The sequence below is a fragment of the Paenibacillus nicotianae genome, from assembly GCF_042681745.1.
In the GTDB taxonomy this organism is placed as follows: Bacteria; Bacillota; Bacilli; order Paenibacillales; family Paenibacillaceae; genus Saccharibacillus; species Saccharibacillus nicotianae.
The window spans coordinates 74,955-98,480 of the sequence record NZ_JBHUGF010000009.1 but is presented as its reverse complement, the minus strand read 5'-3'; the positions used below and the strand labels follow the sequence as shown (position 1 = coordinate 98,480).

The following is a 23,526-nucleotide window of genomic DNA, read 5'->3' as shown; positions in this document are numbered from 1 at the left end:
GCAGATAAAGAGGGATGAGCATGAAATTGGTCAATACGATCAAAAATAATTTTAGATTATCGGATTTTATAACATGGTATGTCATTATGGCGATTTTACTGATTGTATTGGAAGTGCGAAATAATCCTGAAGGTGTGACATTTTTGGGTGTCGTGATTACCCTTATCACCGCTCTTATTCCAGCCGCTATTTTTAGTTTCTTTTTCCGCTTAATTACAGGTTGGATTGTCAAACTGAACGAATAAATCAAAGCTACACAAAGGAGTCATGATGATGAAGAATCATGCGATTGCTAGACGAGTGCGTGAATTGGAACAATATGCCCCGATGCATACAGCACAACCTGATTTGGCTGATTTCTGGCAATATACATTACAACAATTTGCAGATAAGCCGTTAAACGCTCAGCAGACAGAGCAAGTAACACCGATGAAGTCGATTCAGTCTTATCAAGTGATCTATGAAGGTTTTGACGATACACCACTTCATGGAATCTATGTACGACCTGCCGATCAAGCAGGGCAAGCAATTCCTTGTATCGTTATGTTTCATGGATATACGATGAATAAAGGATACCCTGAAGATTATGCTCACTGGACAGCGATGGGATATGCAGTATTTGCTATTGATACTCGCGGACAAGGTGGAGATACAGGTAATCATTTGAATTCTGATTTTGGGATGAGTAGTGGTTGGTTAACTCAAGGATTGTTGGATAAAGATCATTTTTATTATCGTGCTATTACGATTGATGCGCTCAAAGCGATACAATGGGTAGCCGAGCAATCTGATGTAGATCATAGTAAAATTGCAGTCTATGGCGGTAGTCAAGGAGGCGGGCTAGCGTTAATTACGTCTGCTCTGAGCGATATTCCGGCGATTACTGTCGCTAATATTCCGAATATGAGCCATATGGATTTTGGAATATTAAATTCAGAAAGTTCTCTTCGCGAAGCCGCTCAGTTTGTAAGCCGTTATCCTGAACATCTGGATCAAGTGCTAGAGACGTTGAGTTATTTTGATATGATTAATCTAGCAGACCGTATAAATTCACCTATATTGATCTCATGTGGTCTTAAAGACACTGTCTGTATGCCTGAAACGGTCTATGCAGTATACAATCGGATTCATGCAGAAAAAGAAATGTGTCTGTATCCATTTGATGGACATTTTGTGAGTCCATATCATCAACGCAAAACGATGGAATTTGTTCAAAAACATTTCGGATAAATCAGTATAAAGTCTAAACAAAAGTCTGTTTCTGAGTAACTGAGAAACAGGCTTTTTTGCTATAAAAAAAGTAGAAATAGTAACAAAAGGTCAAAAAAGGTCAAAATCGATAAAAAATGTTGAAAACAAGAATTTTAAGTAGAAAAAAGGCTTTAAATCGATCTAAATGAGCTTATTTTACTGATAATGTATTTTGCTTATTACCGGTGTTCTCACTATAATAAAGACATAAGGTCAAACAAAGTCAAACTTATGAAAAGCAGTTCAAAACATCATGTCAGGAGGAGATTGGATATGTTTGATTTGGTTCCTTTTGGTAAACGTCGTGAGGATGCTTTGAGTCAATGGATGAAGTCATTTCAAGATATTTTTGAAGATGATTTGCTAACTCCGTTCAAAGGATCGACCTTATCCTTCCGTACGGATATTCGGGAAAATGACAAAGCTTATCTTGTTGAAGCCGAATTGCCTGGTTTGCAAAAAGAAAATATCGACATTGATTATGCCGCTCCTTATTTGACGATCAAAGCTATACAACAACAAGAACGACAAGAAGAAAATGAAGATCAGCGTATGGTGCGCAAAGAGCGTCGTTATGGAGAATACGTTAGAAGATTTTATGTGCAAGATATTGAAGAAGATCAGATTCAAGCCACTCTGAAAGATGGAATATTGTTATTAACGATTCCGAAAAAACAGCCTGCTGAAGGACGACGGATTCAGATACAAGATGGAAGTTCCTCTTCGGCTCGACTGGAAGATGGACAACAACACTCTGCTGAATAAAAGTCGCATGATTCGTCAGTTAGCTGTAAAATAATCTTATACCCAGAGGTGCATTGTAGATTAAACAGCTATAATGCACCTTTTTTTTAGTAAAAAGAAGCCATTCCGCTTATTTTCCTGTAAAGTACGTTAATAAATAGAAAGATTAGAGTTACAGGAAAGGGGGAGAACCTATGGTCAAAGATTACTATAAGATTCTAGGCGTCGATCGCCAGGCTTCACCGAAAGAGGTCAAGAAAGCGTATCAACAACTGGCTAAAAAGTGGCACCCTGATGTGAACAAAGCGACAGAAGCTGAAAGTAAATTTAAAGAAATAGCCGAAGCCTACGAAACATTAAGTCAACCTACCAAAAAAGAAACGTATGATCAACAGTTGCATTATCAAGAAAATCCTCCTCGTCATACAAGAGCGAACACCGCGAATTCGACGCGTAATCATAGAGCAAGTCAAGCTTATAATTTTGAAAATTTTGATAATGCTGGTTTTCCTGATGAAGATTTATTCGATATGTTTTTCAATAGTCGTACCGGTAGTGGTCGTGGGATGGAGAATACAACTCAAACGTTACGTACAAATCTGGATATCACACTGGAACAAGCGTATCGGGGCGATCGAATTTCTGTACGAGTCAGTGGCAAATCGATTCAACTCAAATTGCCTGCGCGCATCAAAAATAATAGCACATTAAAAATTCGTGGAAATGGTAGCAATGGACTTGATCCACATGAAGAGTTATTGATTAGCTTCCATATTACTAACCATTCGATGTATACCATCGAAGAAAGTAATCTGATTGCTGTAGCTCAGATTGCACCCTGGCAAGCGATTTTTGGCGGCGATATGCCTGTACGTCTGCCAGATCAATCTACAGTGCGTCTCAAAATTCCTGCGGGTACACAGACCGGTCAGACGTTGCGCCTTTCTGGTAAAGGATTAAGCAAAGACAAGCAACATTATGGAGATGTACTGATTCGTATCGAAATGATTATTCCTGAGATTAATGATATTGATGAACATGAACGCAAATTGTATCGTCAATTAGCAGAATTTAATCCGTTTCAACCACAAATTAAAACCAAATAAGGAGGAGTTCACAATGGATTATAATAAGCTGACTCAAAAGCTTCAAGAAGCGGTTGCTTCTTCACAATCCATTGCTTCAACGATGGGACATCAAGAGATTGATACCGCCCATCTATTAAAAGCATTACTTGAACAATCAGAAGGATTATTACCTCGATTGTTACAAAAAATGAATATTTCGTTGTCTGAAGTCGCCAGACTAAACAATGAATATTTAGGTCGCAAACCAACGATCAGTGGATCGTCGGGAGCTGTACGCCGTTATGCTTCACCTGCATTATTATCTGTATTGGATCAAGCTCAGCAAGAAGCTACTACTATGCAAGATGAATTTGTAGCAGTAGAGCATGCTGTACTAGCTATGGTGTCCGGTCATGATCGGGAGAATCAAGAACTGCGTCATATGTTACAGCAACAAGGATTACAGCGTGATCCGTTGTTAACGGCTTTAGCCGAAATACGAGGACATCAACGGGTAACTAGCCGAGAGCCGGAAGCTACCTATGAAGTATTGCAGAAATACGGTCGTGATCTGGTTGCAGAAGTACGCAGTGGCAAAGTCGATCCAGTAATTGGACGAGATGCAGAGATTCGCCGGGTTATTCGTATTTTATCGCGCAAAACCAAAAACAATCCCGTACTGATTGGTGAACCTGGTGTAGGTAAAACAGCGATTGTAGAAGGGCTGGCACACCGGATTGTACGCAGAGATGTACCGGAAGGGCTAAAAGACAAAACAATTTTCTCACTGGATATGAGTGCACTTGTTGCCGGAGCTAAATACCGTGGTGAATTTGAAGAACGTCTGCAAGCAGTACTGAAAGAAATTCGGGAAAGCGATGGACGTATTATTTTATTTATCGATGAATTGCATACGATTGTAGGAGCAGGTAAAACAGAAGGTTCGATGGATGCGGGGAATATGCTCAAACCAATGCTAGCGCGCGGGGAACTTCATTGTATCGGCGCAACAACATTGGATGAATACCGCAATTATATTGAAAAAGACCCTGCATTAGAACGCCGTTTCCAACAGGTACTTGTACATGAGCCTAATGTAGAAGATACAATTTCTATTTTGCGCGGCTTAAAAGAACGGTTTGAAGTGCATCATGGTGTCAAAATTCATGATAGTGCGATCGTAGCCGCAGGTGTGCTATCCGATCGTTATATTTCAGATCGCTTTTTACCGGACAAAGCAATCGACTTAATCGATGAAGCTTGTGCGATGATTCGTACCGAAATTGACTCGATGCCAAGTGAAATGGATGAAGTCACTCGCCGGATTATGCAGATTGAGATCGAAGAAGCAGCTCTTAACAAAGAGACCGATGATGCGAGTCAACGCCGATTAGCACAATTACAACGTGAACTGGCAGATCTCAAAGAAAAACAATTGGAAATGACAGCACGCTGGGAAAAAGAAAAATCAGCGATTCAAATGGTACGTGATCTCAAAAAAAATCTAGAGCAAGCACGTAATGATCTATTCGAAGCACAAGAAGAATATGATTTGAATAAATCGGCTGAACTCAGTTACGGAATTATTCCAGATTTAGAACGTCAGTTAAAACAAGCCGAAGAAGAAGCCTATCAGGATCAAGATAACCGTCTATTACGTGAAGCAGTTACAGAAGAAGAAATATCAGATATTGTTTCCCGCTGGACAGGGATTCCGGTGAGTCGTCTGGTTGAAGGCGAACGGGACAAATTGTTACGGTTAGAAGAAAGTCTGCATGAACGTGTCGTCGGTCAAGATGAAGCGGTACAATTGGTTGCTGATGCTGTGATACGTTCGCGTGCAGGTATCAAAGATCCGAATCGCCCGATTGGTTCATTCTTATTCCTCGGCCCTACCGGAGTAGGGAAAACAGAACTTGCCAAATCGATTGCCGCTTCTTTATTTGATCGGGAAGACGGTATGATTCGTATCGATATGTCAGAATATATGGAAAAACACAGCGTATCTCGATTAGTCGGAGCGCCACCTGGATATGTCGGTTACGAAGAAGGCGGTCAATTAACCGAAGCTGTACGTCGTCAACCGTATTCGGTATTGCTATTGGATGAAGTGGAAAAAGCACATCCTGACGTATTCAATATTCTGTTGCAACTACTAGATGATGGACGATTGACCGACTCGCAAGGACGGGTTGTCGATTTTAAAAATACTATTGTGATTATGACTTCAAATATAGGGTCTGCTCATCTGGTAAGTGGATTAGGCACAGATGGAGAATGGAGCGAGACGGTACGTGACAATGTGATGCGTGAATTAAGTAATCATTTCCGCCCTGAATTTCTGAATCGTGTCGATGATATTGTGTTGTTCAAACCACTAAGCTTAACAGAGATTGGACAGATTGTTCGTAAATTGGTAGAGCATTTACAAGATCGTTTGAATGATCGCCAGATTACGTTACAATTGACTGATGAAGCCATCCAACTTATCGCTGAACAAGGATTTGACCCGGCTTATGGAGCAAGACCACTCAAACGATTTATTCAGCGTGCATTAGAAACCAAAGTCGCTCGTGCGATGATTGCTGGTGAAGTTTCAGAAGGATCAGTGGTGGTTGTTAATGTGGTGGATCATGAATTGCATGTTGTGATTCAGTCATCGCCTTCAGAAGGCAACCCGGCAGAAGAGTCTCCTGCTGCTATCTCGATCGGCTGACCATAAAGTGCTGTACAAGTTGTAAAAGATGCACTATTTTTACTAACTAAATCTAGAATATATTATAAAAAGTCTGCATGCTCGTAATGAGCGGATGCAGACTTTTTGCGTTTGGTTAGGACGAAATTAATTCAGGAGACTCTAAAAATAATTCTTGTGCTGTTTTGATCAGTAATTGTACCGCCAGTGAAGCTTGAGATAAAGAAGGAATAGCGATTCCAATCTGACTTGTTATACGCGGGGTGACTTCGCGCATATCCAGATGATGAGGATGCATTGACAAGGCTAGATTAGAAACGATACCAATTCCGAGTCCTTGACGAACCATATTGATCAATGCGCTCACATTATGAGTAGTAAAGGTAATATTAAGATCACAGTTTTCTTTGTCAAAAGCTTCAATAATCGCAGTCTCGTGACCACCTTTGCACAAAATCATATCTTCGCCATGAAGATGCTGAATAGTAATATTGGTCTGCTGTTGCAATGGATGATTATCCGGTAACAGAATGACCATATCATTTTCAAATAATGGAATTACATCTAATTCAGGTGCAGGCAAAAGAACAATGCCTGCTTCAAGCTTACGAGTGTAGACCCATTCTTTCACATCATTCGCAGAACCTTCATGGAGATCGAAGATCAGGTTAGGATAGTTTTGTTTAATCTTTTGAATAATCGGTGGCAAAAAATAAGCAGATGCCGAAGGAAAAGCGCCGACACAGATCGTACCTACATCCAATCCTTTTACAGCAGCGACCTGTTGTTGTACTTTTTCCATACTGTGTAAAATCGTACGGAATTGCACTAACACTTGCTCGCCGATTTCAGTTAGCAATACTCCTTTTTTGCGATCCCGTAACAGTAATAAAGTGTCTAATTCATTTTCAATACTGGCAATCGCATGGCTCACAGCAGGCTGGGTCATATGCAAGTCATGTGCAGCTTGAGTAAAACTTAATGTCTCGGCAACCCGTACAAATGTCATAATCTGAGTAATGGTCATAACAATATCGTTATCTCCTTTATGCAAAATATTCATTTTCTTTATAAGTGATAAAAGTATAACCTAAAGAAGCACAAATTTAAAATAGTGTACACCGTAATAGATGAAAGGATGAATAACATGAAGACTTTATCACCTAAAATGACATTATGGTTAGTTATTTTTCTTGTAACGATCTGGGGAATCAACTGGCCTTTAACCAAATTAGTATTACCTGATGTACCTCCGCTTTTATTTTCAGGTCTGCGAACATTGATCGGTGGACTGATTTTGCTAGGATTTGCTATGAAGCATGTAGAACGATTGCAATGGAAACGAAATATGAAGATATACGCAGTACTCGCCGTTTTAAATATTATCGGGTACTATGGGTTGCAAACGATTGGAATCGGTTATTTGCCAGCAGGTCTATTTTCAACCATTGTATTTTTACAGCCTATTTTATTAGGATTGTTCTCATGGTTATGGTTAGGCGAAAAAATGAATACGCTGAAAGTGGTTGGATTAATATTAGGTTTTATAGGTGTAGCTGTGATTAGTTCAGGCGGGCTTGAAGGGAATCTATCTTTAACGGGTATCGGATTTGCTCTCGCTTCTTCCTTATGCTGGGCGCTAGGTACCATCTATATGAAGAAAAATAATCAGCAACTGGATTCACTATGGACAGTGACGATGCAGTTATTGATCGGCGGAGTCGTCTTAATGATTGCTGGGTCATCTACTGAAAGTTGGAGTGATATTCAGTGGACATCTTCATTTATCGAAGTATTGTTGTTTATCTCTCTATTTGTTATCGCAGGTGGATGGATGGTGTATTTTAAATTGATCGACAGTGGAGAAGTCAGCACCGTAGGAACGTATACATTTATGATTCCGGTGTTATCTAATATTTTTAGTATCTGGATTCTTCATGAGTCGATTACACTCTCATTATTGATCGGTCTGGTTATGATTGCTTGTAGTATCGCTCTCGTCAATTGGAAAAAAGCGGTGAAAGCTCCGTTGGTAGTCCCGGTACCATTAAATAAAAAGTAACTTCGGTTACAGCTAAAGGAGTAAATCTTCATTATCAAAAGACTATTTCGATTGTAGAAATAGTCTTTTTTTGATTGCAAATGATCATAAGAGTGAATGTTGAACCATCTATTCTAAGGCGTATTTCAAAAATTTGAACAAAATCTAGGTCAAGCTGACCATGAAGTAAGTACCTTTCTATTCTGACCGATAGACCTTATTTATATTACATATAATGGTAATTGTGTCGAACATTAATGAGGTTTGCACTATTTTTTAAATGGAAATACCTAATTTTGGTTATTTATATCAGAAAAAAATACAGTATTAAATAGTAAGTTGCTATTTTTTCCTTTTATTAGGAAAACAGCTCTATTTACCTCTGCTTTAAATTCGGACAAAATAAGAACATGTTTTTCAAAACTTATTAATGAGTCATATTTACAGTTTGATCTTAAACATAAATTTAGGTATAAATCATAATCTCATAATTAAGGAAAGAGAGAAACATTATGATAGAGTTATTAAGGAAAAATTTCGATGATCGAAAGCAAAGTAAGTATCTGAATATTAGTCTTGTGATTATGATAATTACTCTTTTTACAGTAAGTTATCTTAGCAGACATTTAGGTGTTATAAGTGATTACTGGGGAATAGTCCTTATTAGTGTATCTTTTATACCCGGAATTCTAGTGATTATTGCTATGTATATACTTGCAGATGAATCAGAACGTAAACAATATCGAATACGACTCTATCTAGGTGTAATCGTGTTTAGTATGATTGGATATTGGAGGTACGGAAGGTAGTCACATTCATTTGAAGGAGAAAATCATTTGCAAAAAATCCGTAAATATTTTACTCATAAGCGTCAACTTCATTATTTGAGATTAAGTGCTCTTATTTTTGTGTTTGCTATGTTGTTAACTAGTTATCTGAATAGACACTTAGGAATATTAAGTTTTAGATTGGGTGTAATGATTGTAGTTGCTTCATTAATACCTGCTTTGGCTATAATAACAATTAATTACATAATTGCAGATGAGCCAGAACGCAAACAATATCGAATACGACTATATCTTGGTGTGATTGTGTTCAGTATGATTGGATATTGGAGATATGGAAGATGATCAATATGTTAAAGAATATAGATAAGCAATTAATTAATCGATGGCTGAATATGTCTTTGATTATTATGTTTGTTGGTGCTGCGGTGCTGAGCTATTTGGGTGGGAATTTAAATCTGTTCCATCTAAATATATTTATTGTTATATGGATCATTTGTGCTCTTCCTTTTTTGTTTGTAGCTGTAACGATGTATATTCAAGCAGATAAGCAAAAAAAATCATATATGCGTTTGCAGTTTTATTTTATTCTTATCTTTATTATAGGCATGACGATATGGAGATTAGTAGATTAGAATAATACAAAAATATCTATTATACTCTTTATTATAAGCACTACATTTCAATCAAAAAGGAGGATTTCATTGTTATCACCTAAAGTTCAGCAATATTTCAAAGAACAAAACGCATGGTATGAAGAAGCTTCAACAGACTATGCAGGGGCATTGGAAACGTTACATATTCCACTGGATTCAGACTTTGCGCAGTTTTATCTTCATGCAGAGACAGGGCCTACTTTTTACAGTCGACATCAGGAGCTTTACCATATTTGCTGGTTTGTATTGTATTCAGATTATGATCTAAGTGTACATAGTGCTCGCGAGACATTGAAATTACCTGAAGAATATCTTCCGCTGGATTCTTTTGTCGGGGAAGGTGGGTACTTTTACAATCGGCAGACTGATCAAGTGTTGGAGTTGAATCTAGGTCAACGATTACAAGACTTTTGGGCAGGGCAATTACAACCGCAATGGCAGAACTTTAACTCTTTTTTAGAATGGTTTTTTGAATTGGATCATTCTTCTCATACTTCATCTTAAATAAGTCGCTAAGATCATCATGATCTGGCGGCTTTTTTTAAGCTTTCCTTTACCTTCTTTTAAGCTGAATTTATAACAATTACGTTATAGTAAAAAGGATTTTGGGAAAAGCGGGAGGGAACAAAATATGCTGCAAGTCCAGCAAGTAAGCAAATGGTTCGATCAGCGTCGAAGTGTAGACGGGATCGATTTTGAAATGAAGCGGGGCGAAATTGTTGGCTTTCTAGGTCCCAATGGAGCTGGCAAAACAACCACAATGCGTATGATTACAGGCTATCTCACACCATCCTCTGGACAGATATGGGTAGATGGCTTACCGATGCATGAACAATCCAGACAAGCGCGTAGCAAAATAGGTTATTTACCGGAGACGCCTCCACTTTATCCGGATATGACGGTACGTTCTTATTTACGTTTTGTAGCAGATTTACGTGACGTAGCAGTGCGAGAGCAGAAGTTGCGAATTAGCGAAATGATCGATCGGCTTGGACTACAAGGAAGAGAACGACAGGTGATCCGTTCTTTATCCAAAGGGTATAAGCAACGGCTTGGTCTAGCTGGTGCGATTATTCATCAACCGGAATTGCTTATTTTGGATGAACCGACATCTGGGCTTGATCCGAATCAGATTATGGAGATTAGACAATTGATTCGTGAATTGGGTGAACAACATACCGTACTATTGAGCACGCATATTTTACCAGAAGTCAGTATGCTGTGTAATCGGATGTTAATTATTCATGAAGGCAAATTAGTACTGGATCGCGATGCTGACCATATTGGTGATTTCTTACATGAGAATTTCCAGGTGCAATTGGAAGTGAAGTCGAAGCCGGTTATTGTACGCTCTGTACTGGAACATGCTGCTTTTGCACATACTGAATTTCAGTATTCTGATACAAATGAACAACAAGAACAATTGATTACGATTAAATTAACAGGAGTCGACCAAGAAGATTTTAGAGAATCATTGTCTCTTTTATTAGCAAACGCGAAGATTCCAGTATTGGAGATGCGTAAAGAAGGTCACAGTCTGGAAGAGTTATTTGCCAAATTAACAACTGATTCCGAATCTCATCTTGATATAAATGCTGCTTCTATCGATCGTTCAGACACTCCTTTGCCAAAGGAGGATACAACCAAGTGAGACGTATGTGGGCGATATGCTCTAAAGAATTACAGTTGTATTTTTTAAATCCAACAACGTATTTTGCAATAGCTGTCTATGTATTACTATCTAGCTATATGTTTTATGTAAGTTTTGTTGGTTACCAGCCAAGTATACTGGATTACCGCTTGATTTTGGGTAATACCATTTTTATGTTGTTAATTATTATTCCGTTATTAACGATGCGTTTGATCTCGGAAGAATTTAGACAGGGAACAGATGAACTATTACTGACTTCTCCTGTAACAGTCACCGAGATTGTTATCGGTAAATACTTAGCTGCGCTTGGATTGTTGCTAGTATTAATTGCTTGTAATCTGGTGTATCCGATAACGATGTCTTTTTTCGGTACGATGAATATGCCGCTGTTATTATTATCTTTATTAGCGGTATTTTTACTAGGCGCTGCAATGATGGCAATCGGATTATTTGCTTCCAGTCTGTCTCAACACCAGATGGTATCGGCTGTGATTGCATTTGTACTATTACTAGGACTATGGATTCTGGATTCTTTTACAATGAATTCAGATATTGCGCAGAAATGGTTAGAACCTTTTTCAATATCTAGCCGAATCGATAATCTGGTCAAAGGTGTATTACATGGCCCGGATATTCTGTTCTATATCACCTTATCGCTATTGTTCCTTGTACTGAGTATACAAGTCGTGGAACGGAAAAGGTGGAGGTGAGCACAATGAAAAAGTGGATACAAGGAACAAATGCAGTCGTTTTTTCAGTAGCCATAATCGGCATTTTTATTATTTTGACCTTATTTCTTAATTCTATCGGAACGTTTCAAGTCGATTTAACCAAAAACAAACAATATACATTATCCGATCAGACAATCACAACACTGCAAGGATTGGATCAGAATGTTGAAGCGCTCGTATTTCTCAATTCACAAGATGCAGAAGTATATACCCGCGAAGTGACCGATTTGCTAGCAGAATACCATAAAGTAAACAGCAAGCTAGAAGTCAAAACATATGACCTTTTGACCAATCCGACACTTGCGAAGCAATATGGAGTTACAGAAAGTGCAGTAGTATTGAAAAAAGGAGACACCACCAAAGTGGTACCTGTCTACGATATGTTCGCTGATGGTGCAGGAGCTAGCGATATGAGTGCAGAAAGTGCAGAAGCCAGTACGTCATATCAATTTAGTGGTGAAGAAAAGATAACATCTGGTCTATTATCGCTTTCTTCATCTACTACGCACAAAGCATATTTGCTTAATGGACATAATGAATTTGCAGCAACAGATATGAGTACACTGGTGAGTCATTTACAAGAAGAACATATTACAGTGAGTGATCTGTCGCTATTGCAAGCAGGATCGATTCCAAAGGATGCTAATCTGCTTATGATTATCGGGCCGCAAAATGATTTGAGCGATGGAGAAACCCGACTGATTAAGCAGTACTTGAACAATGGCGGTAAATTATTTTTATCGCTTGGCTTTAATGAAAAGATGAGCAGTAGCTGGAAAAACTTAGACTCTTTAATGAGTATGTATGGTGTCAAAGATACCCATGCTGTAGCAGTAGAACCCAAAGATACTTCATTATACGATCCGCTTACGATTATTCCAGACTATGGACAACATGAGATTACAGCCAAATTAGCGGCAAATAAAATGTATACGATGATGTCATTATCGATAGGATTGCAGTTAGAAGCAGTCAAAGGATGGACAACTACACCATTACTAACTTCTTCGAGTAATAGTTATGGAGAAACAAATCTATCTGGATTGCTAGAATCCAAAACAGAGCGAGATACCAAAGACCTTGCAGGGCCATTTGATCTAGGATTTGCTGTAGCAGATGCTAAAGGTGAACCTAAAGCTGTCATTTTGGGCGGGTCTACCTTTATGATGGATCAGGAAATTGTGCAACAAGCGAATTTGGATTTTGCGCTCAATAGTATCAATGATCTACTGGGTAACACCAACAAAATCACGATTCGACCGCAAGTACAAGAGCAATACCAGACAGCGAATTTATCGTTATCTCAAGCGAAAATCATTTTCATTGGAACAGTGATTGTATTTCCTCTGTTATTTGTCATTGTAGGAATTGTACTATGGTGGAGACGACGTAGAGGATAGAAAGGAGTCGGGCAGATCGTGCAACTTCGCAAATGGATGCCAACAATCATAATGGTGGTGATTTTGCTGTTGGGTGTAGCTTATGCTTATTCACAGAATTTTTTTCAAAAAGATCAGACTGCTCCTGTGGAAGCCAAATGGGTTACATTTACACCTGCTAACGTACAGCAAATCGAGATGCAATCTTCACCGGACAATGCAAACACCACCACAACACCGGCATCGATTACGTTAGAAAATAAACAAAACCTATGGCATATGCGTACACCTGCGAACTATCCTACCAATGCGTATGCCATTACAGATTGGTTAACTACACTACAAGCGGCAACGGTGCACGATATTGTAGAAGATTCACCTACCGATGTTGCTAAATATGGAATAGATGCACAGCAACCTACGATTATCTTAACAACATCGACCGGGAAACAGGATAAACTCTATATTGGTAGCAAATTACCAACCGATGGGTATTACTATGCACGCTTAAATGAAGGAGCGATTATTCAATTATCTCAGCAGACGGTGACTGACTTATCTGCTACTGCATTTTATTTTGTGGATACGACTCCATTTGGTTGGGATGATCAATATATGACAGCTTTAAGCTGGACAGGTCAAGATCAGACCAATAACTGGACTTTAACACATCAAGCCAATCTGGAAGACCCAAGTCAAGATCGTTGGACATTTGATGGTCATTCGATTAGTAGCGAGCAAGCGTCTAATTTGACTGACAGTATCAAAAATATTCCTACCGATCAATTGCCAACACCAGCTTCTAAGCTATCTTCCAAGTCGCCGTTATTCACGCTTCGGGTTACTCGTACTGAAGGTGAGCGGACAGTGAACGATACTTATCAAGGATTCCAGTCTGCTAATAACCCTGCTTATATCGATGTGGTCGATTCTTCTCAGCAATGGGCATATCGATTGCCTTCCGAATCGATCAAGCAAGTGATGAAAGCAGCTCAAACGATAACCGATTCAACTTCTTCTGAATAAGTTCAAATCTGTGTGACATCGATCCTGGATGCACCTGATCGAACGCTAGATCATGAACATCTTTTATAGAGTAGATCATATACTCTGTAAAAGGTGTTTTTATTTTGCTCAAAAAGCAGTACTATTGCATAAAATGATTGACTGTAGATCATTTTGATAATAATATCTAACTATAAATTAATCAAAACATAATCAAAAAGTGATAAATGAATCAAAATATAACAAACATATCAATCATTCAGTTATTTTTTATCATGTGTATCGATTAGAGGAGGAATAGCAATGACAGAAGCACGAGAAGTAGAAAAGTTGAAAAATTATATCAACGGAGAATGGGTAGAAAGCCAAACAACCGTCTACGAAGATGTATACAATCCAGCTACCAAAGAAATTATCGCTAGAGTCCCTCTTTCTACTAAAGAAGATATTGATTATGCCGTTGAAGTCGCTCAGCAAGCTTTTGAATCCTGGCAAAAAGTCGCTGTTCCCCGGCGTGCTAGAATTCTGTTCAATTTCCAACAATTATTATCGACTCATAAAGAAGAATTAGCTCGTCTGATCACGATCGAAAATGGTAAAAATCTAACTGAAGCGCTCGGAGAAGTAGGGCGGGGGATCGAAAATGTAGAATTTGCGGCAGGTGCACCTACATTAATGATGGGTGATTCACTTGCTTCGATTGCAACCGATGTAGAAGCTGTTAATTATCGCTATCCGATCGGTGTAGTTGGTGGAATTGCTCCATTTAACTTTCCAATGATGGTGCCTTGTTGGATGTTTCCAATGGCTATTGCGCTAGGAAATACATTTATTCTCAAACCTTCTGAACGTACCCCGCTATTAACAAGACGGCTAGTAGAATTATTTACAGAAGCAGGTCTACCTAAAGGAGTATTCAATATCGTCTACGGAGCGCATGATGTCGTTAATGGCGTATTGGATCATCCTGCTGTTCAAGCGATCTCATTTGTCGGTTCAAAGCCTGTCGGAGAATATGTATTTAAGCGTGGAAGCAATAACCTCAAACGTGTCCAAGCTTTAACCGGAGCCAAAAACCATACGATTGTATTGAACGATGCCGATCTCGAAGATACGGTCACCAATGTGATTGCATCTGCTTTTGGTTCGGCAGGTGAGCGTTGTATGGCTTGTGCGGTAGTCGCTGTTGAAGAAGGAATCGCTGATGCATTTATCCATCGATTAAAAGAAAGAGCAGGCGAGATCGAAATCGGTAACGGTCTGGACGATGGCGTATTTTTGGGTCCTGTTATTCGGGAAGAAAATCAGAAACGCACGATAGGATATATTGAAAAAGGAATTAGTGAAGGAGCTACATTAGTCTGCGATGGTCGTGAACAGGTATCGGATGAAGGATACTTTATCGGGCCGACTATTTTTGAAAATGTAACTACCGATATGACGATCTGGAAAGATGAAATTTTTGCTCCGGTATTATCTATTATTCGAGTCAAGCATTTAAAAGAAGCTGTCGAAACCGCTAATCGATCTGAATTTGCAAATGGAGCTTGTATTTTTACATCCAATGCGTCAGCGATTCGTTATTTCCGCGAAAATATAGATGCAGGCATGTTAGGTGTGAATCTAGGTGTACCGGCTCCTATGGCATTTTTCCCATTTTCTGGTTGGAAATCTTCATTTTTTGGTACATTGCATGCGAACGGCAAAGATAGCGTAGATTTTTACACTCACAAAAAAGTAGTAACCGCTCGTTATGTTACACCTACATTTGAGTAAAGGAGATGGCACATCATGAGTACATTATTGCGCAAGCTTCAACAACAACCTCTCAGCACAGGTGTCACTCTGCTCCATGAAGTGAATCAAGACAATTCTCCTTTACACTATGTAGGATTCAAAATGATAGATATCGAACCAGGTGCAACTTATAGCGAATCACTAGGCGAAATCGAATGTTGTATTGTAGCAGTCACTGGCAAAATAACAGTTAGCGATCATGAGCAGACTTTTACAGGAGTAGGCACACGTACAAGTGTATTTGAGAAAAAGCCTACCGATAGCGTATATATCTCCAATGATCGTTCGTTTACCATCACCGCAGAGACAATGGCTAGAGTAGCATTATGTTATTCTCCTTCATTAGTACAACGTGCAACCCGTCTGATTTTAGCTAGTGAAAATAGTGTAGAGCATCGTGGAAAGTATAATAATCAACGGCTAGTGCATAACATTTTGCCAGATTCAGATGATAGTGTGAACAGTCTATTGGTAGTTGAAGTGATTACCGAAAGTGCGAACTGGTCAAGTTATCCACCACATAAGCATGATGTAGATCAATTGCCTGCTGAATCTTTATTAGAAGAAACCTATTATCACGAAATTGATCCTGCACAAGGATTTGTATTTCAACGAGTATATACCGATGATCGCTCCCTTGATGAGACGATGGCGGTAGAACATCGCAACGTCGTTATCGTTCCTGCCGGTTATCATCCGGTAGGCGTGCCTGATGGATATACATCGTATTACCTCAATGTTATGGCAGGACCCAAGCGCATCTGGAAATTCCACAACGATCCTGATCACGAATGGATATTGCAACGTTAAGCAGATCACCAAGTAGAAAATAGTGAAGGAAATGGAGTGGAAGTACAGATGAAATTTGAATTAAAAAGTGAACGTGTATTCGATATGATTGCGATCGGTAGAGCATGTATCGATCTGAACGCAACTGAATATAATCGTCCGATGGAAGAAACAATGACCTTTACCAAATATGTTGGCGGATCACCGGTTAATATCGCGATTGGTAGTTCCAAACTAGGGCTCAAAACTGGATTTATCGGAAAGCTTGCTGATGACCAACATGGTCGTTTTATTTCAAATTATATTCAGAATCTAGGTATTGATATTACAGGAGTCGTTATTGATCAGGCAGGTCACAAAACAGGGCTTGCTTTTACCGAGATCAAAAGCCCGGAAGAATGTAGTATTCTAATGTACCGCGAAAATGTAGCCGATCTGTACTTGGAGCCTGATGAAGTAAGCGAAGATTATATTCAGCAAGCAAGCGCTCTATTGGTGTCAGGCACTGCATTGTCTCAAAGCCCTTCACGAGAAGCTATCCTCAAAGCAGTCAGTCTGGCTCGTAAGCATCAGGTGAAAGTAATTTTTGAATTGGATTATCGTCCGTATACATGGACATCCAAAGAACAGACTTCGATCTACTATGCCCTGGTTGCTGAACAAGCCGATATTGTGATTGGTACACGTGATGAATTTGATATTCTGGAAAATCGTACAGGAAATAATGAGCAGACGATAGCGTATTTATTCCAGCATACCCCTCAATTGATTGTGATCAAGCATGGAGTCGAAGGATCATATGCATACACCAGGTCAGGGGATGTATTTCAAAGCAAAGCCTATATGACTAAAGTGTTAAAAACATTTGGTGCTGGCGATTCGTATGCGTCTGCTTTTCTATATGCTTTATTTGCGGGCAAAGATATTGCTACAGCGCTCAAATACGGGAGTGCTTCGGCTTCGATCGTTGTTAGCAAACATAGCTCCTCTGAAGCGATGCCTACAGTGAGTCAGATTGAACAGTTAATTGCAGCAGACGAAATCGAGGCACAATACAGATAGAGGTGAAACTATGCAAACGATTCGGCTTACAACAGCGCAGGCATTAATTCGTTTTTTGAATGCACAATATATCCATATTGATGGGAACGAATTTCCTTTTGTCGAAGGGATATTTACCATTTTCGGACATGGTAATGTACTTGGAATCGGTCAAGCATTAGAACAAGAATCCGGTCATCTCCATGTGATACAAGGTAAAAATGAACAGGGGATGGCTCATGCAGCAATTGCCTACAGTAAGCAAATGTTGCGCCAAAAAATATATGCAGTTACAACTTCTGTCGGGCCAGGTGCGGCGAATCTAGCAGCGGCAGCAGGCACAGCACTTGCTAATCAGATTCCGGTACTTTTTTTACCAGGAGATACGTTTGCTAGCCGTCAACCTGATCCGGTACTTCAACAAATTGAGCAACAATACAGTGCCGCAGTTACAACGAACGATGCTTTAAAACCATTATCACGTTATTGGGATCGTATTACGCGTCCAGAACAATTGATGTCTAGTTTACTGCGAGCGTTTGAAGTGATGACTGATCCTGCCCAAGCAGGGCCAGTGACGATCTGTATTGCACAAGATGTTGAAGGAGAAGCTTATGATTATGATAAGACTTTTTTTGCCCGTCGTGTCCATTATGTAGATCGCAAATTGCCAACAACACGCGAATTAGCAGGAGCAGCAGCATTGATCAAAGCAAGTCGCCAACCGGTGATTCTAGTCGGTGGTGGAGCCAAATATTCGGAAGCAGGCGCTATATTAAAAAAATTATCCCAAAAGCATCATATTCCATTAGTGGAGACACAAGCTGGCAAATCGACGGTAGAATATACATTTGCAAACAATCTAGGCGGGCTAGGCGTAACCGGTACATTATCAGCTAACAAAGTAGCACGACAAGCTGATCTCATTATTGGTATCGGTACACGTTATACCGATTTTGCTACTTCTTCCAAAACAGCATTTGATTTTGAACAGAGTCAATTTTTAAATATTAATGTTAGCCGTTCGCAAGCATACAAATTGGATGCTTTTCAAGTAGTTGCTGATGCCAAAGTCACTTTGGAACAACTTACTCCATTATTGGAAGGGTATACAAGTGAATTTGGTAATCAGATACAAGAACTCAAAGTAGAATGGGATCAAGAGCGAGAACGGTTAAGTCAGATTACCTTTAAGCGTACAGAATTTAAGCCAGAAGTAGACAATCAATTTGATCAGGCGACACTTAATGAATATGCAGATGCACTTCAGACCGAGTTACCACAGACGACTGCTTTGATTGCTATTAATAAAGCTATTCCGGCAGATAGCATTATTGTTGGTTCAGCAGGGTCATTGCCAGGTGATCTGCAACGGATCTGGAATCCGACAGTTGCTAATACGTATCATCTGGAATACGGATATTCCTGTATGGGTTATGAAGTATCCGGCGCGCTTGGGATTAAATTAGCTGTTCCTGATCAAGAAGTATATTCGATTGTCGGGGATGGTAGCTTTCTCATGTTACATTCCGAGTTGGTTACTGCGATTCAATACAATCATAAAATCAATGTCATACTTTTTGATAATGCAGGCTTTGGTTGTATTAACAATCTACAGATGGAGAACGGTGGAGGCAGTTATTTCTGCGAATTCCGTACTCACGATAAGCAGATTATGAATATTGATTATGCCAAAATAGCTGAAGCGTATGGAGCCAAATCGTACAAAGTAAACAATATGAAGCAATTGCACGAGGCTCTGGCAGATGCACAGCAACAATCGAATTGTACATTGATAGAGATCAAAGTATTACCGAAAACGATGACCCATGGATATGATAGCTGGTGGAATGTAGGAGTAGCCGAAGTATCGAACAACGAACGGATTCAGCAGGTATTTGACGCGCAACAAGAAAAGTTGAAAACAGCTAAACAGTATTAGAATGTTTTCCTTTGCATGTGAATCGATGATTCCTGTACATCCTGTTAGAGTCGAAGTTACATTAAAATAATATATGCTCTTCTGACTGTATAATGATAAAAGGAGAGATGAAGTTGAGAACGGTATCTATGAAACCGATGTTACTCCAAGCACAAGCAGGTGGATATGCAGTAGGGCAGTACAATATTAACGGTGTGCAATGGGTACAAGCTATTCTCCAGGCGGCTCAAGCTGAGCAAGCACCTGTTATTCTGGCGGCTTCGGATCGACTGGTATCATTTCTCGGTGGCTATCCTTTGATCGCAGCTATCGTAGACAAGTCGATACAAGAATTATCGATTACAGTACCCGTCGCTTTACATTTAGATCATGGAATCAGTGTAGAACGTTGCAAACAAGCTATTGATAGTGGATTCAGTTCAGTAATGATCGATGGTTCACATTATCCTATTGAACAGAATATAGCGATGACACTGGAAGTCGTACAGTATGCCAAGTCTTTTGGAGTATCGGTCGAAGCAGAAGTAGGGACAGTCGGTGGAATAGAAGATGGATTAATCGGAGGTATTCAATACGCAGATCCACTTGAATGTGATCAACTGGTCAAACAAACAGGAGTAGATGCACTAGCCGCTGCTCTTGGCTCGGTGCATGGCCCTTATCAAGGAGAACCTGTACTTGGATTCGCTGAAATGAAGCATATTGCAGACATAACAGGGGTACCATTAGTATTGCATGGAGGTTCCGGTATTCCAGAGCATCAGATTCGGCAAGCGATCGGATTAGGGCATGCCAAAATTAATGTTAATACCGAATGTATTCAAGCATGGGCATCAGCCGTACGTACAGTGCTGAACCAGAATCCTCAACTTTATGATCCTAGCCATATTCTGACACCCGGTACAGAAGCTATCCAAGCCGTAGTTCAAAGTAAAATGCAAGAGTTCGGTACCAGTGGGCAGGCTGTATAAATTAATATGGATTACAAGTGAAAGATATACAACAGATTGTTATTGAATAGCTAAGCAGCAGGATAAATCATATATTACACTAAAAAAGACATTTCTTTTTCTAAGTTAATAGTAGAGAAAGAGATGTCTTTTTGGATATGTTATTGACAAATATACAATTCAATCTGATGTTCCCGACAGAAAGAATGATATTCATCCGATAAAGTGCCAGAAGTAATTAACACATTCACTTCTTGCAGAGGAGCATACGTAAGCTGAGTAGACTTGCCAAATTTGGAAGCATCCGCAAGTAAATAGACAGCCTGTGCTTTTTCAGCTATTCGTTTTTTTATTTCATATTCCAAAATATCCGAATTGGTCAAACCATGCGCAATCGATACTCCCGTTGCCGCCATAAAAGCTTTACTGATATTATATTTATCCAAAATATGTAGATCATCAATACTGACAAACGATTTTGTTTTGCGTTTGTAGCGATTACCGATCGTGATCAATGTAATATTTTCAAAAGCAACAGCCGCATTAATAACATCCAGACTATTAGTCAAAATGGTTAACTGTTGAGAGGAAGAAAGAAATTCAACAATATTGCGTGTTGTGGTACCGGAGTCGATAAAAATCAAATCTTGATCTTCTACCAATGCTGCCGCTTGTTTACCGATTTTTAGTTTTTCAGGATGATTGGTATGATCGCGATTTTCAAATGGAATCAAAGCAGGTGTGACAGAAGTAACACCACCATATACTTTTTGAATCGTTCCTTTTTCTAAAATCTGATTTACATCACGACGTACTGTATTTTTAGAAACGTTAAAATATTCACAAAGTTCGTCTAAAGAGACAGTACCTACCGAATGAATATAATCTTCCAAATGTTGTAGACGTTTTTCTTTCATGAAAGTAAACTCCTGTCTCGTTAAAAATGGTACTCAGAATATAACATATGACCAAAAGTTAATCAATAGTTTATCTTTAAATAGTAATTCAATAGCAAACATCACTAAAAAAGCAAGTTCTCTAGTGATTATCCATAGAGAACTTGCTGTTATATTGCATATTAACGATAAGATTTGAGCAATCCTTTGATAAAAATATGCTGTAATTCCATCTCTGGATTGAGTACCAGAATATCAGCACGTTTACCAATATCAAGGCTACCTGTCTGTTCGTATAAGCCTAGTTCACGAGCAGGGTTACCACTTGCGGCGGCAGAAGCTTGCATAATCGATAATCCGGCTTGCTGAATTAAAAAGCGGAACCCTTCGATCATCGTTAAGCGACTACCTGCTAATGTTCCGCTATCATCTGGTAGAGTAGCTATACCGTTGATAACATTTACAGGTTGATCGCCAAGCATATACTGACCATCTCCAAGTCCAGCCGCAGACATTGCATCGGTAATCAGGATAAGATTATTGTTTTGCTTGAGCTGTGCGAGCAAAGAAACAGCCGCAGGATGAACATGAATACCATCGGCTATCACTTCAGCATGAATAGCAGGAGTACTTAACACAGCACCAGCGACTCCTGGCTTGCGATGGTGAAGTGGAGTCATAGCATTAAATGTATGAACTGCATGATTAAGCCCTACTGCGACAGCTTCCATGATCTCTTCATAAGAAGCATCGGTATGCCCGGCAGCGGCTGTAATTCCATGCTGACGTAACCATGGGATCAATAGCAAAGCCCCTTCTCGTTCAGGAGCTAGTGTAAGTTGCTTGATTAGTCCAGGATAACGAGCTTCCCATTGCTCTAACCATTCGATATTGGGTAGTACGATATGTTCTGGATTTTGAGCACCCGGCCATTTAGGACTGATAAAAGGCCCTTCCAAATGAACACCTTCGATTTGAGCACCAGGCATTTGTCCATGATTGATATAATTGTAGACCTGTTCTAACACATGCTCGATATCGGCATGAGGTGCTGTCATGGTTGTAGCTAGAATAGCTGTTGTTCCTTGACTGGCATGAAAAGTAGTAATCGTATCTAATACTTGAGGATCAGCATCCATAAAGTCTGCACCCATTCCACCATGCACATGAATATCGATAAAGCCAGGAATCACCAGGCCACCTTGAGCATCATATGTAGTCTGATGTTGCCACATTGGGGCATTGGCTGTAGAACCAACATACGTAATGATTTGATCTTGCACTTGTACTGTTCCATTTTCAATCACATGTGTAGGTGTTACAACACGTCCATGAATAATTTGAAATGAATGAGTGGTATCTGTTGAAATCGACATTACTCAAACAACCTCCCGGCTTCAGCATCCAGTAGCACTGTAACATTGGAATGAAGTTGTAACAGCGAAGCAGGGCATTGGGTTGTAATCGGGCCTGTTACGGCGCGATGAATAATTTCAGCTTTGTCGGCACCACGCACCAATAATAGTATTTGGCGGGCTTTCATAATACTACCGACACCCATTGTGATCGCTTGTGCAGGAACTTTATCGATCGAATCAAAATAACGGGAATTGGCTTCTCGCGTCTGTTCCAATAAAGTCACTACATGGGTAGCAGGATTTAAGCTATCGTCCGGTTCATTGAATCCAATATGACCATTATGTCCAATACCTAGAATCTGTAGATCAATCACAGCTTCAGACAACATTTCATCATATAGACGACATTCAGCATCCAGATCTGTCGCTTGTCCATCAGGCACATGTGTATTTTCAAGATTGATATCAATATGGTTAAATAAATGCTCATTCATAAATGTACGATAGGAAGCAGGATGATCTGTAGGTAGCCCTGCATATTCATCCAGATTGTAGCTTTTGACTTTGGCAAAACTAACTAATCCTTGTTGATGAATCTGAATCAATTCACGATACAATCCTACAGGGGTGCCTCCGGTAGCAAGCCCTAATACTGCACGAGGAGAAGTTTGTACCAGACTAGCAACAATATGAGCAGCTACTTTATGAAAATCTTCTTCATGAGTCACTTTGATTACATTAGCCATAT

22 protein-coding genes are annotated in these 23,526 nt (G+C 39.5%); 18 read left to right on the top strand and 4 right to left on the bottom strand.

Annotated elements, in window-relative coordinates:
• Positions 1 to 20: 20 nt before the first annotated feature.
• From ACFSGI_RS03590 to clpB, 5 genes are all read left to right on the top strand, one after another.
• A complete protein-coding gene (locus ACFSGI_RS03590; protein ID WP_204826757.1) occupies positions 21 to 245 on the top strand; it encodes a hypothetical protein in 225 nt (74 codons plus the stop codon).
• 28 nt (positions 246 to 273) lie between these two features.
• Positions 274 to 1,230: an acetylxylan esterase gene (locus ACFSGI_RS03585; RefSeq protein ID WP_204826756.1), complete on the top strand. Its 957-nt coding sequence runs from the start codon at positions 274 to 276 to the stop codon at positions 1,228 to 1,230.
• A gap of 294 nt (positions 1,231 to 1,524) precedes the next feature.
• Positions 1,525 to 2,016, top strand: coding sequence for an Hsp20/alpha crystallin family protein (locus ACFSGI_RS03580; RefSeq protein WP_204826755.1), 492 nt, complete (start codon positions 1,525 to 1,527; stop codon positions 2,014 to 2,016).
• A 173-nt stretch (positions 2,017 to 2,189) separates the two neighbouring features.
• The gene (locus ACFSGI_RS03575; RefSeq protein ID WP_204826754.1) at positions 2,190 to 3,101 is read left to right on the top strand and encodes a DnaJ C-terminal domain-containing protein; all 912 of its coding nucleotides are present in this window, start codon (positions 2,190 to 2,192) and stop codon (positions 3,099 to 3,101) included.
• A gap of 13 nt (positions 3,102 to 3,114) precedes the next feature.
• Entirely contained in the window at positions 3,115 to 5,778 is a 2,664-nt protein-coding gene (gene clpB, locus ACFSGI_RS03570; RefSeq protein WP_204826753.1) for an ATP-dependent chaperone ClpB, read from the top strand.
• Positions 5,779 to 5,893: 115 nt separating this feature from the next.
• Here clpB and ACFSGI_RS03565 read toward each other — a convergent pair whose 3' ends face one another.
• On the bottom strand, positions 5,894 to 6,784 hold the full coding sequence (locus ACFSGI_RS03565) for a LysR family transcriptional regulator (RefSeq protein WP_204826752.1): 891 nt from the start codon (positions 6,782 to 6,784) through the stop codon (positions 5,894 to 5,896).
• Positions 6,785 to 6,904: 120 nt separating this feature from the next.
• Between ACFSGI_RS03565 and ACFSGI_RS03560 the strand changes: the two genes are divergently transcribed.
• The 13 genes from ACFSGI_RS03560 to fba all read left to right on the top strand — a co-directional run bounded on the left by ACFSGI_RS03560 (position 6,905) and on the right by fba (position 20,545).
• The gene (locus ACFSGI_RS03560) at positions 6,905 to 7,819 is read left to right on the top strand and encodes a DMT family transporter (RefSeq protein WP_204826751.1); all 915 of its coding nucleotides are present in this window, start codon (positions 6,905 to 6,907) and stop codon (positions 7,817 to 7,819) included.
• 815 nt (positions 7,820 to 8,634) lie between these two features.
• Complete coding sequence (locus ACFSGI_RS03555) at positions 8,635 to 8,928, top strand: hypothetical protein (protein ID WP_204826750.1); 294 nt, start codon at positions 8,635 to 8,637, stop codon at positions 8,926 to 8,928.
• Positions 8,925 to 9,218 (top strand): hypothetical protein, encoded by a 294-nt coding sequence (locus ACFSGI_RS03550; protein WP_204826749.1) that lies wholly within the window; start codon positions 8,925 to 8,927, stop codon positions 9,216 to 9,218. The genes ACFSGI_RS03555 and ACFSGI_RS03550 overlap by 4 nt, the downstream gene beginning before the upstream one ends.
• 69 nt (positions 9,219 to 9,287) lie before the next feature.
• Complete coding sequence (locus ACFSGI_RS03545; protein WP_204826748.1) at positions 9,288 to 9,743, top strand: hypothetical protein; 456 nt, start codon at positions 9,288 to 9,290, stop codon at positions 9,741 to 9,743.
• Between the two features lie 127 nt (positions 9,744 to 9,870).
• Positions 9,871 to 10,890 (top strand): ABC transporter ATP-binding protein, encoded by a 1,020-nt coding sequence (locus tag ACFSGI_RS03540; RefSeq protein ID WP_204826747.1) that lies wholly within the window; start codon positions 9,871 to 9,873, stop codon positions 10,888 to 10,890.
• Positions 10,887 to 11,600 carry an ABC transporter permease subunit gene (locus ACFSGI_RS03535; RefSeq protein ID WP_204826746.1) on the top strand — a complete coding sequence of 238 codons (714 nt, stop codon included), beginning with the start codon at positions 10,887 to 10,889 and terminating at the stop codon, positions 11,598 to 11,600. The genes ACFSGI_RS03540 and ACFSGI_RS03535 overlap by 4 nt, the downstream gene beginning before the upstream one ends.
• A gap of 5 nt (positions 11,601 to 11,605) precedes the next feature.
• Complete coding sequence (locus ACFSGI_RS03530; RefSeq protein WP_204826745.1) at positions 11,606 to 13,021, top strand: GldG family protein; 1,416 nt, start codon at positions 11,606 to 11,608, stop codon at positions 13,019 to 13,021.
• Positions 13,022 to 13,039: 18 nt separating this feature from the next.
• The gene (locus ACFSGI_RS03525) at positions 13,040 to 14,026 is read left to right on the top strand and encodes a DUF4340 domain-containing protein (protein ID WP_204826744.1); all 987 of its coding nucleotides are present in this window, start codon (positions 13,040 to 13,042) and stop codon (positions 14,024 to 14,026) included.
• A 282-nt stretch (positions 14,027 to 14,308) separates the two neighbouring features.
• Positions 14,309 to 15,781, top strand: a complete 1,473-nt coding sequence (gene iolA / locus ACFSGI_RS03520) for a methylmalonate-semialdehyde dehydrogenase (RefSeq protein WP_204826743.1) — start codon at positions 14,309 to 14,311, stop codon at positions 15,779 to 15,781.
• A 15-nt stretch (positions 15,782 to 15,796) separates the two neighbouring features.
• Complete coding sequence (iolB, locus tag ACFSGI_RS03515; protein WP_204826742.1) at positions 15,797 to 16,612, top strand: 5-deoxy-glucuronate isomerase; 816 nt, start codon at positions 15,797 to 15,799, stop codon at positions 16,610 to 16,612.
• Between the two features lie 48 nt (positions 16,613 to 16,660).
• Entirely contained in the window at positions 16,661 to 17,653 is a 993-nt protein-coding gene (gene iolC, locus ACFSGI_RS03510; RefSeq protein WP_204826741.1) for a 5-dehydro-2-deoxygluconokinase, read from the top strand.
• 10 nt (positions 17,654 to 17,663) lie between these two features.
• Positions 17,664 to 19,574 (top strand): 3D-(3,5/4)-trihydroxycyclohexane-1,2-dione acylhydrolase (decyclizing), encoded by a 1,911-nt coding sequence (gene iolD, locus ACFSGI_RS03505; RefSeq protein WP_204826740.1) that lies wholly within the window; start codon positions 17,664 to 17,666, stop codon positions 19,572 to 19,574.
• Between the two features lie 113 nt (positions 19,575 to 19,687).
• Positions 19,688 to 20,545, top strand: a complete 858-nt coding sequence (fba, locus tag ACFSGI_RS03500; RefSeq protein WP_204826739.1) for a class II fructose-1,6-bisphosphate aldolase — start codon at positions 19,688 to 19,690, stop codon at positions 20,543 to 20,545.
• 140 nt (positions 20,546 to 20,685) lie between these two features.
• On the opposite strand, the gene ACFSGI_RS03495 is transcribed toward fba, so the two are convergent.
• The 3 genes from ACFSGI_RS03495 to nagB form a co-directional block, all read right to left on the bottom strand.
• The gene (locus tag ACFSGI_RS03495) at positions 20,686 to 21,441 is read right to left on the bottom strand and encodes a DeoR/GlpR family DNA-binding transcription regulator (RefSeq protein WP_204826738.1); all 756 of its coding nucleotides are present in this window, start codon (positions 21,439 to 21,441) and stop codon (positions 20,686 to 20,688) included.
• Positions 21,442 to 21,602: 161 nt separating this feature from the next.
• Positions 21,603 to 22,796, bottom strand: a complete 1,194-nt coding sequence (gene nagA / locus ACFSGI_RS03490; protein WP_204826737.1) for an N-acetylglucosamine-6-phosphate deacetylase — start codon at positions 22,794 to 22,796, stop codon at positions 21,603 to 21,605.
• Entirely contained in the window at positions 22,796 to 23,524 is a 729-nt protein-coding gene (gene nagB, locus ACFSGI_RS03485; RefSeq protein ID WP_204826736.1) for a glucosamine-6-phosphate deaminase, read from the bottom strand. Before nagB ends, nagA begins: the two co-directional genes overlap by 1 nt.
• Between the last annotated feature and the right edge of the window lie 2 nt (positions 23,525 to 23,526).

Excerpts from the sequence above, each read along its gene's own strand:
- ACFSGI_RS03530 (WP_204826745.1), top strand. The coding sequence starts at position 11,606 with ATGAAAAAGTGGATACAAGGAACAAATGCAGTCGTTTTTTCAGTAGCC.
- ACFSGI_RS03550 (WP_204826749.1), top strand. The coding sequence starts at position 8,925 with ATGATCAATATGTTAAAGAATATAGATAAGCAATTAATTAATCGATGG.
- iolD (WP_204826740.1), top strand. The coding sequence starts at position 17,664 with ATGCAAACGATTCGGCTTACAACAGCGCAGGCATTAATTCGTTTTTTG.
- iolB (WP_204826742.1), top strand. The coding sequence starts at position 15,797 with ATGAGTACATTATTGCGCAAGCTTCAACAACAACCTCTCAGCACAGGT.
- clpB (WP_204826753.1), top strand. The coding sequence starts at position 3,115 with ATGGATTATAATAAGCTGACTCAAAAGCTTCAAGAAGCGGTTGCTTCT.
- ACFSGI_RS03540 (WP_204826747.1), top strand. The coding sequence starts at position 9,871 with ATGCTGCAAGTCCAGCAAGTAAGCAAATGGTTCGATCAGCGTCGAAGT.
- iolC (WP_204826741.1), top strand. The coding sequence starts at position 16,661 with ATGAAATTTGAATTAAAAAGTGAACGTGTATTCGATATGATTGCGATC.
- ACFSGI_RS03575 (WP_204826754.1), top strand. The coding sequence starts at position 2,190 with ATGGTCAAAGATTACTATAAGATTCTAGGCGTCGATCGCCAGGCTTCA.
- ACFSGI_RS03565 (WP_204826752.1), bottom strand. The coding sequence starts at position 6,784 with ATGACCATTACTCAGATTATGACATTTGTACGGGTTGCCGAGACATTA.
- ACFSGI_RS03590 (WP_204826757.1), top strand. The coding sequence starts at position 21 with ATGAAATTGGTCAATACGATCAAAAATAATTTTAGATTATCGGATTTT.
- nagA (WP_204826737.1), bottom strand. The coding sequence starts at position 22,796 with ATGTCGATTTCAACAGATACCACTCATTCATTTCAAATTATTCATGGA.
- ACFSGI_RS03585 (WP_204826756.1), top strand. The coding sequence starts at position 274 with ATGAAGAATCATGCGATTGCTAGACGAGTGCGTGAATTGGAACAATAT.
- nagB (WP_204826736.1), bottom strand. The coding sequence starts at position 23,524 with ATGGCTAATGTAATCAAAGTGACTCATGAAGAAGATTTTCATAAAGTA.
- ACFSGI_RS03495 (WP_204826738.1), bottom strand. The coding sequence starts at position 21,441 with ATGAAAGAAAAACGTCTACAACATTTGGAAGATTATATTCATTCGGTA.
- ACFSGI_RS03560 (WP_204826751.1), top strand. The coding sequence starts at position 6,905 with ATGAAGACTTTATCACCTAAAATGACATTATGGTTAGTTATTTTTCTT.
- ACFSGI_RS03580 (WP_204826755.1), top strand. The coding sequence starts at position 1,525 with ATGTTTGATTTGGTTCCTTTTGGTAAACGTCGTGAGGATGCTTTGAGT.
- iolA (WP_204826743.1), top strand. The coding sequence starts at position 14,309 with ATGACAGAAGCACGAGAAGTAGAAAAGTTGAAAAATTATATCAACGGA.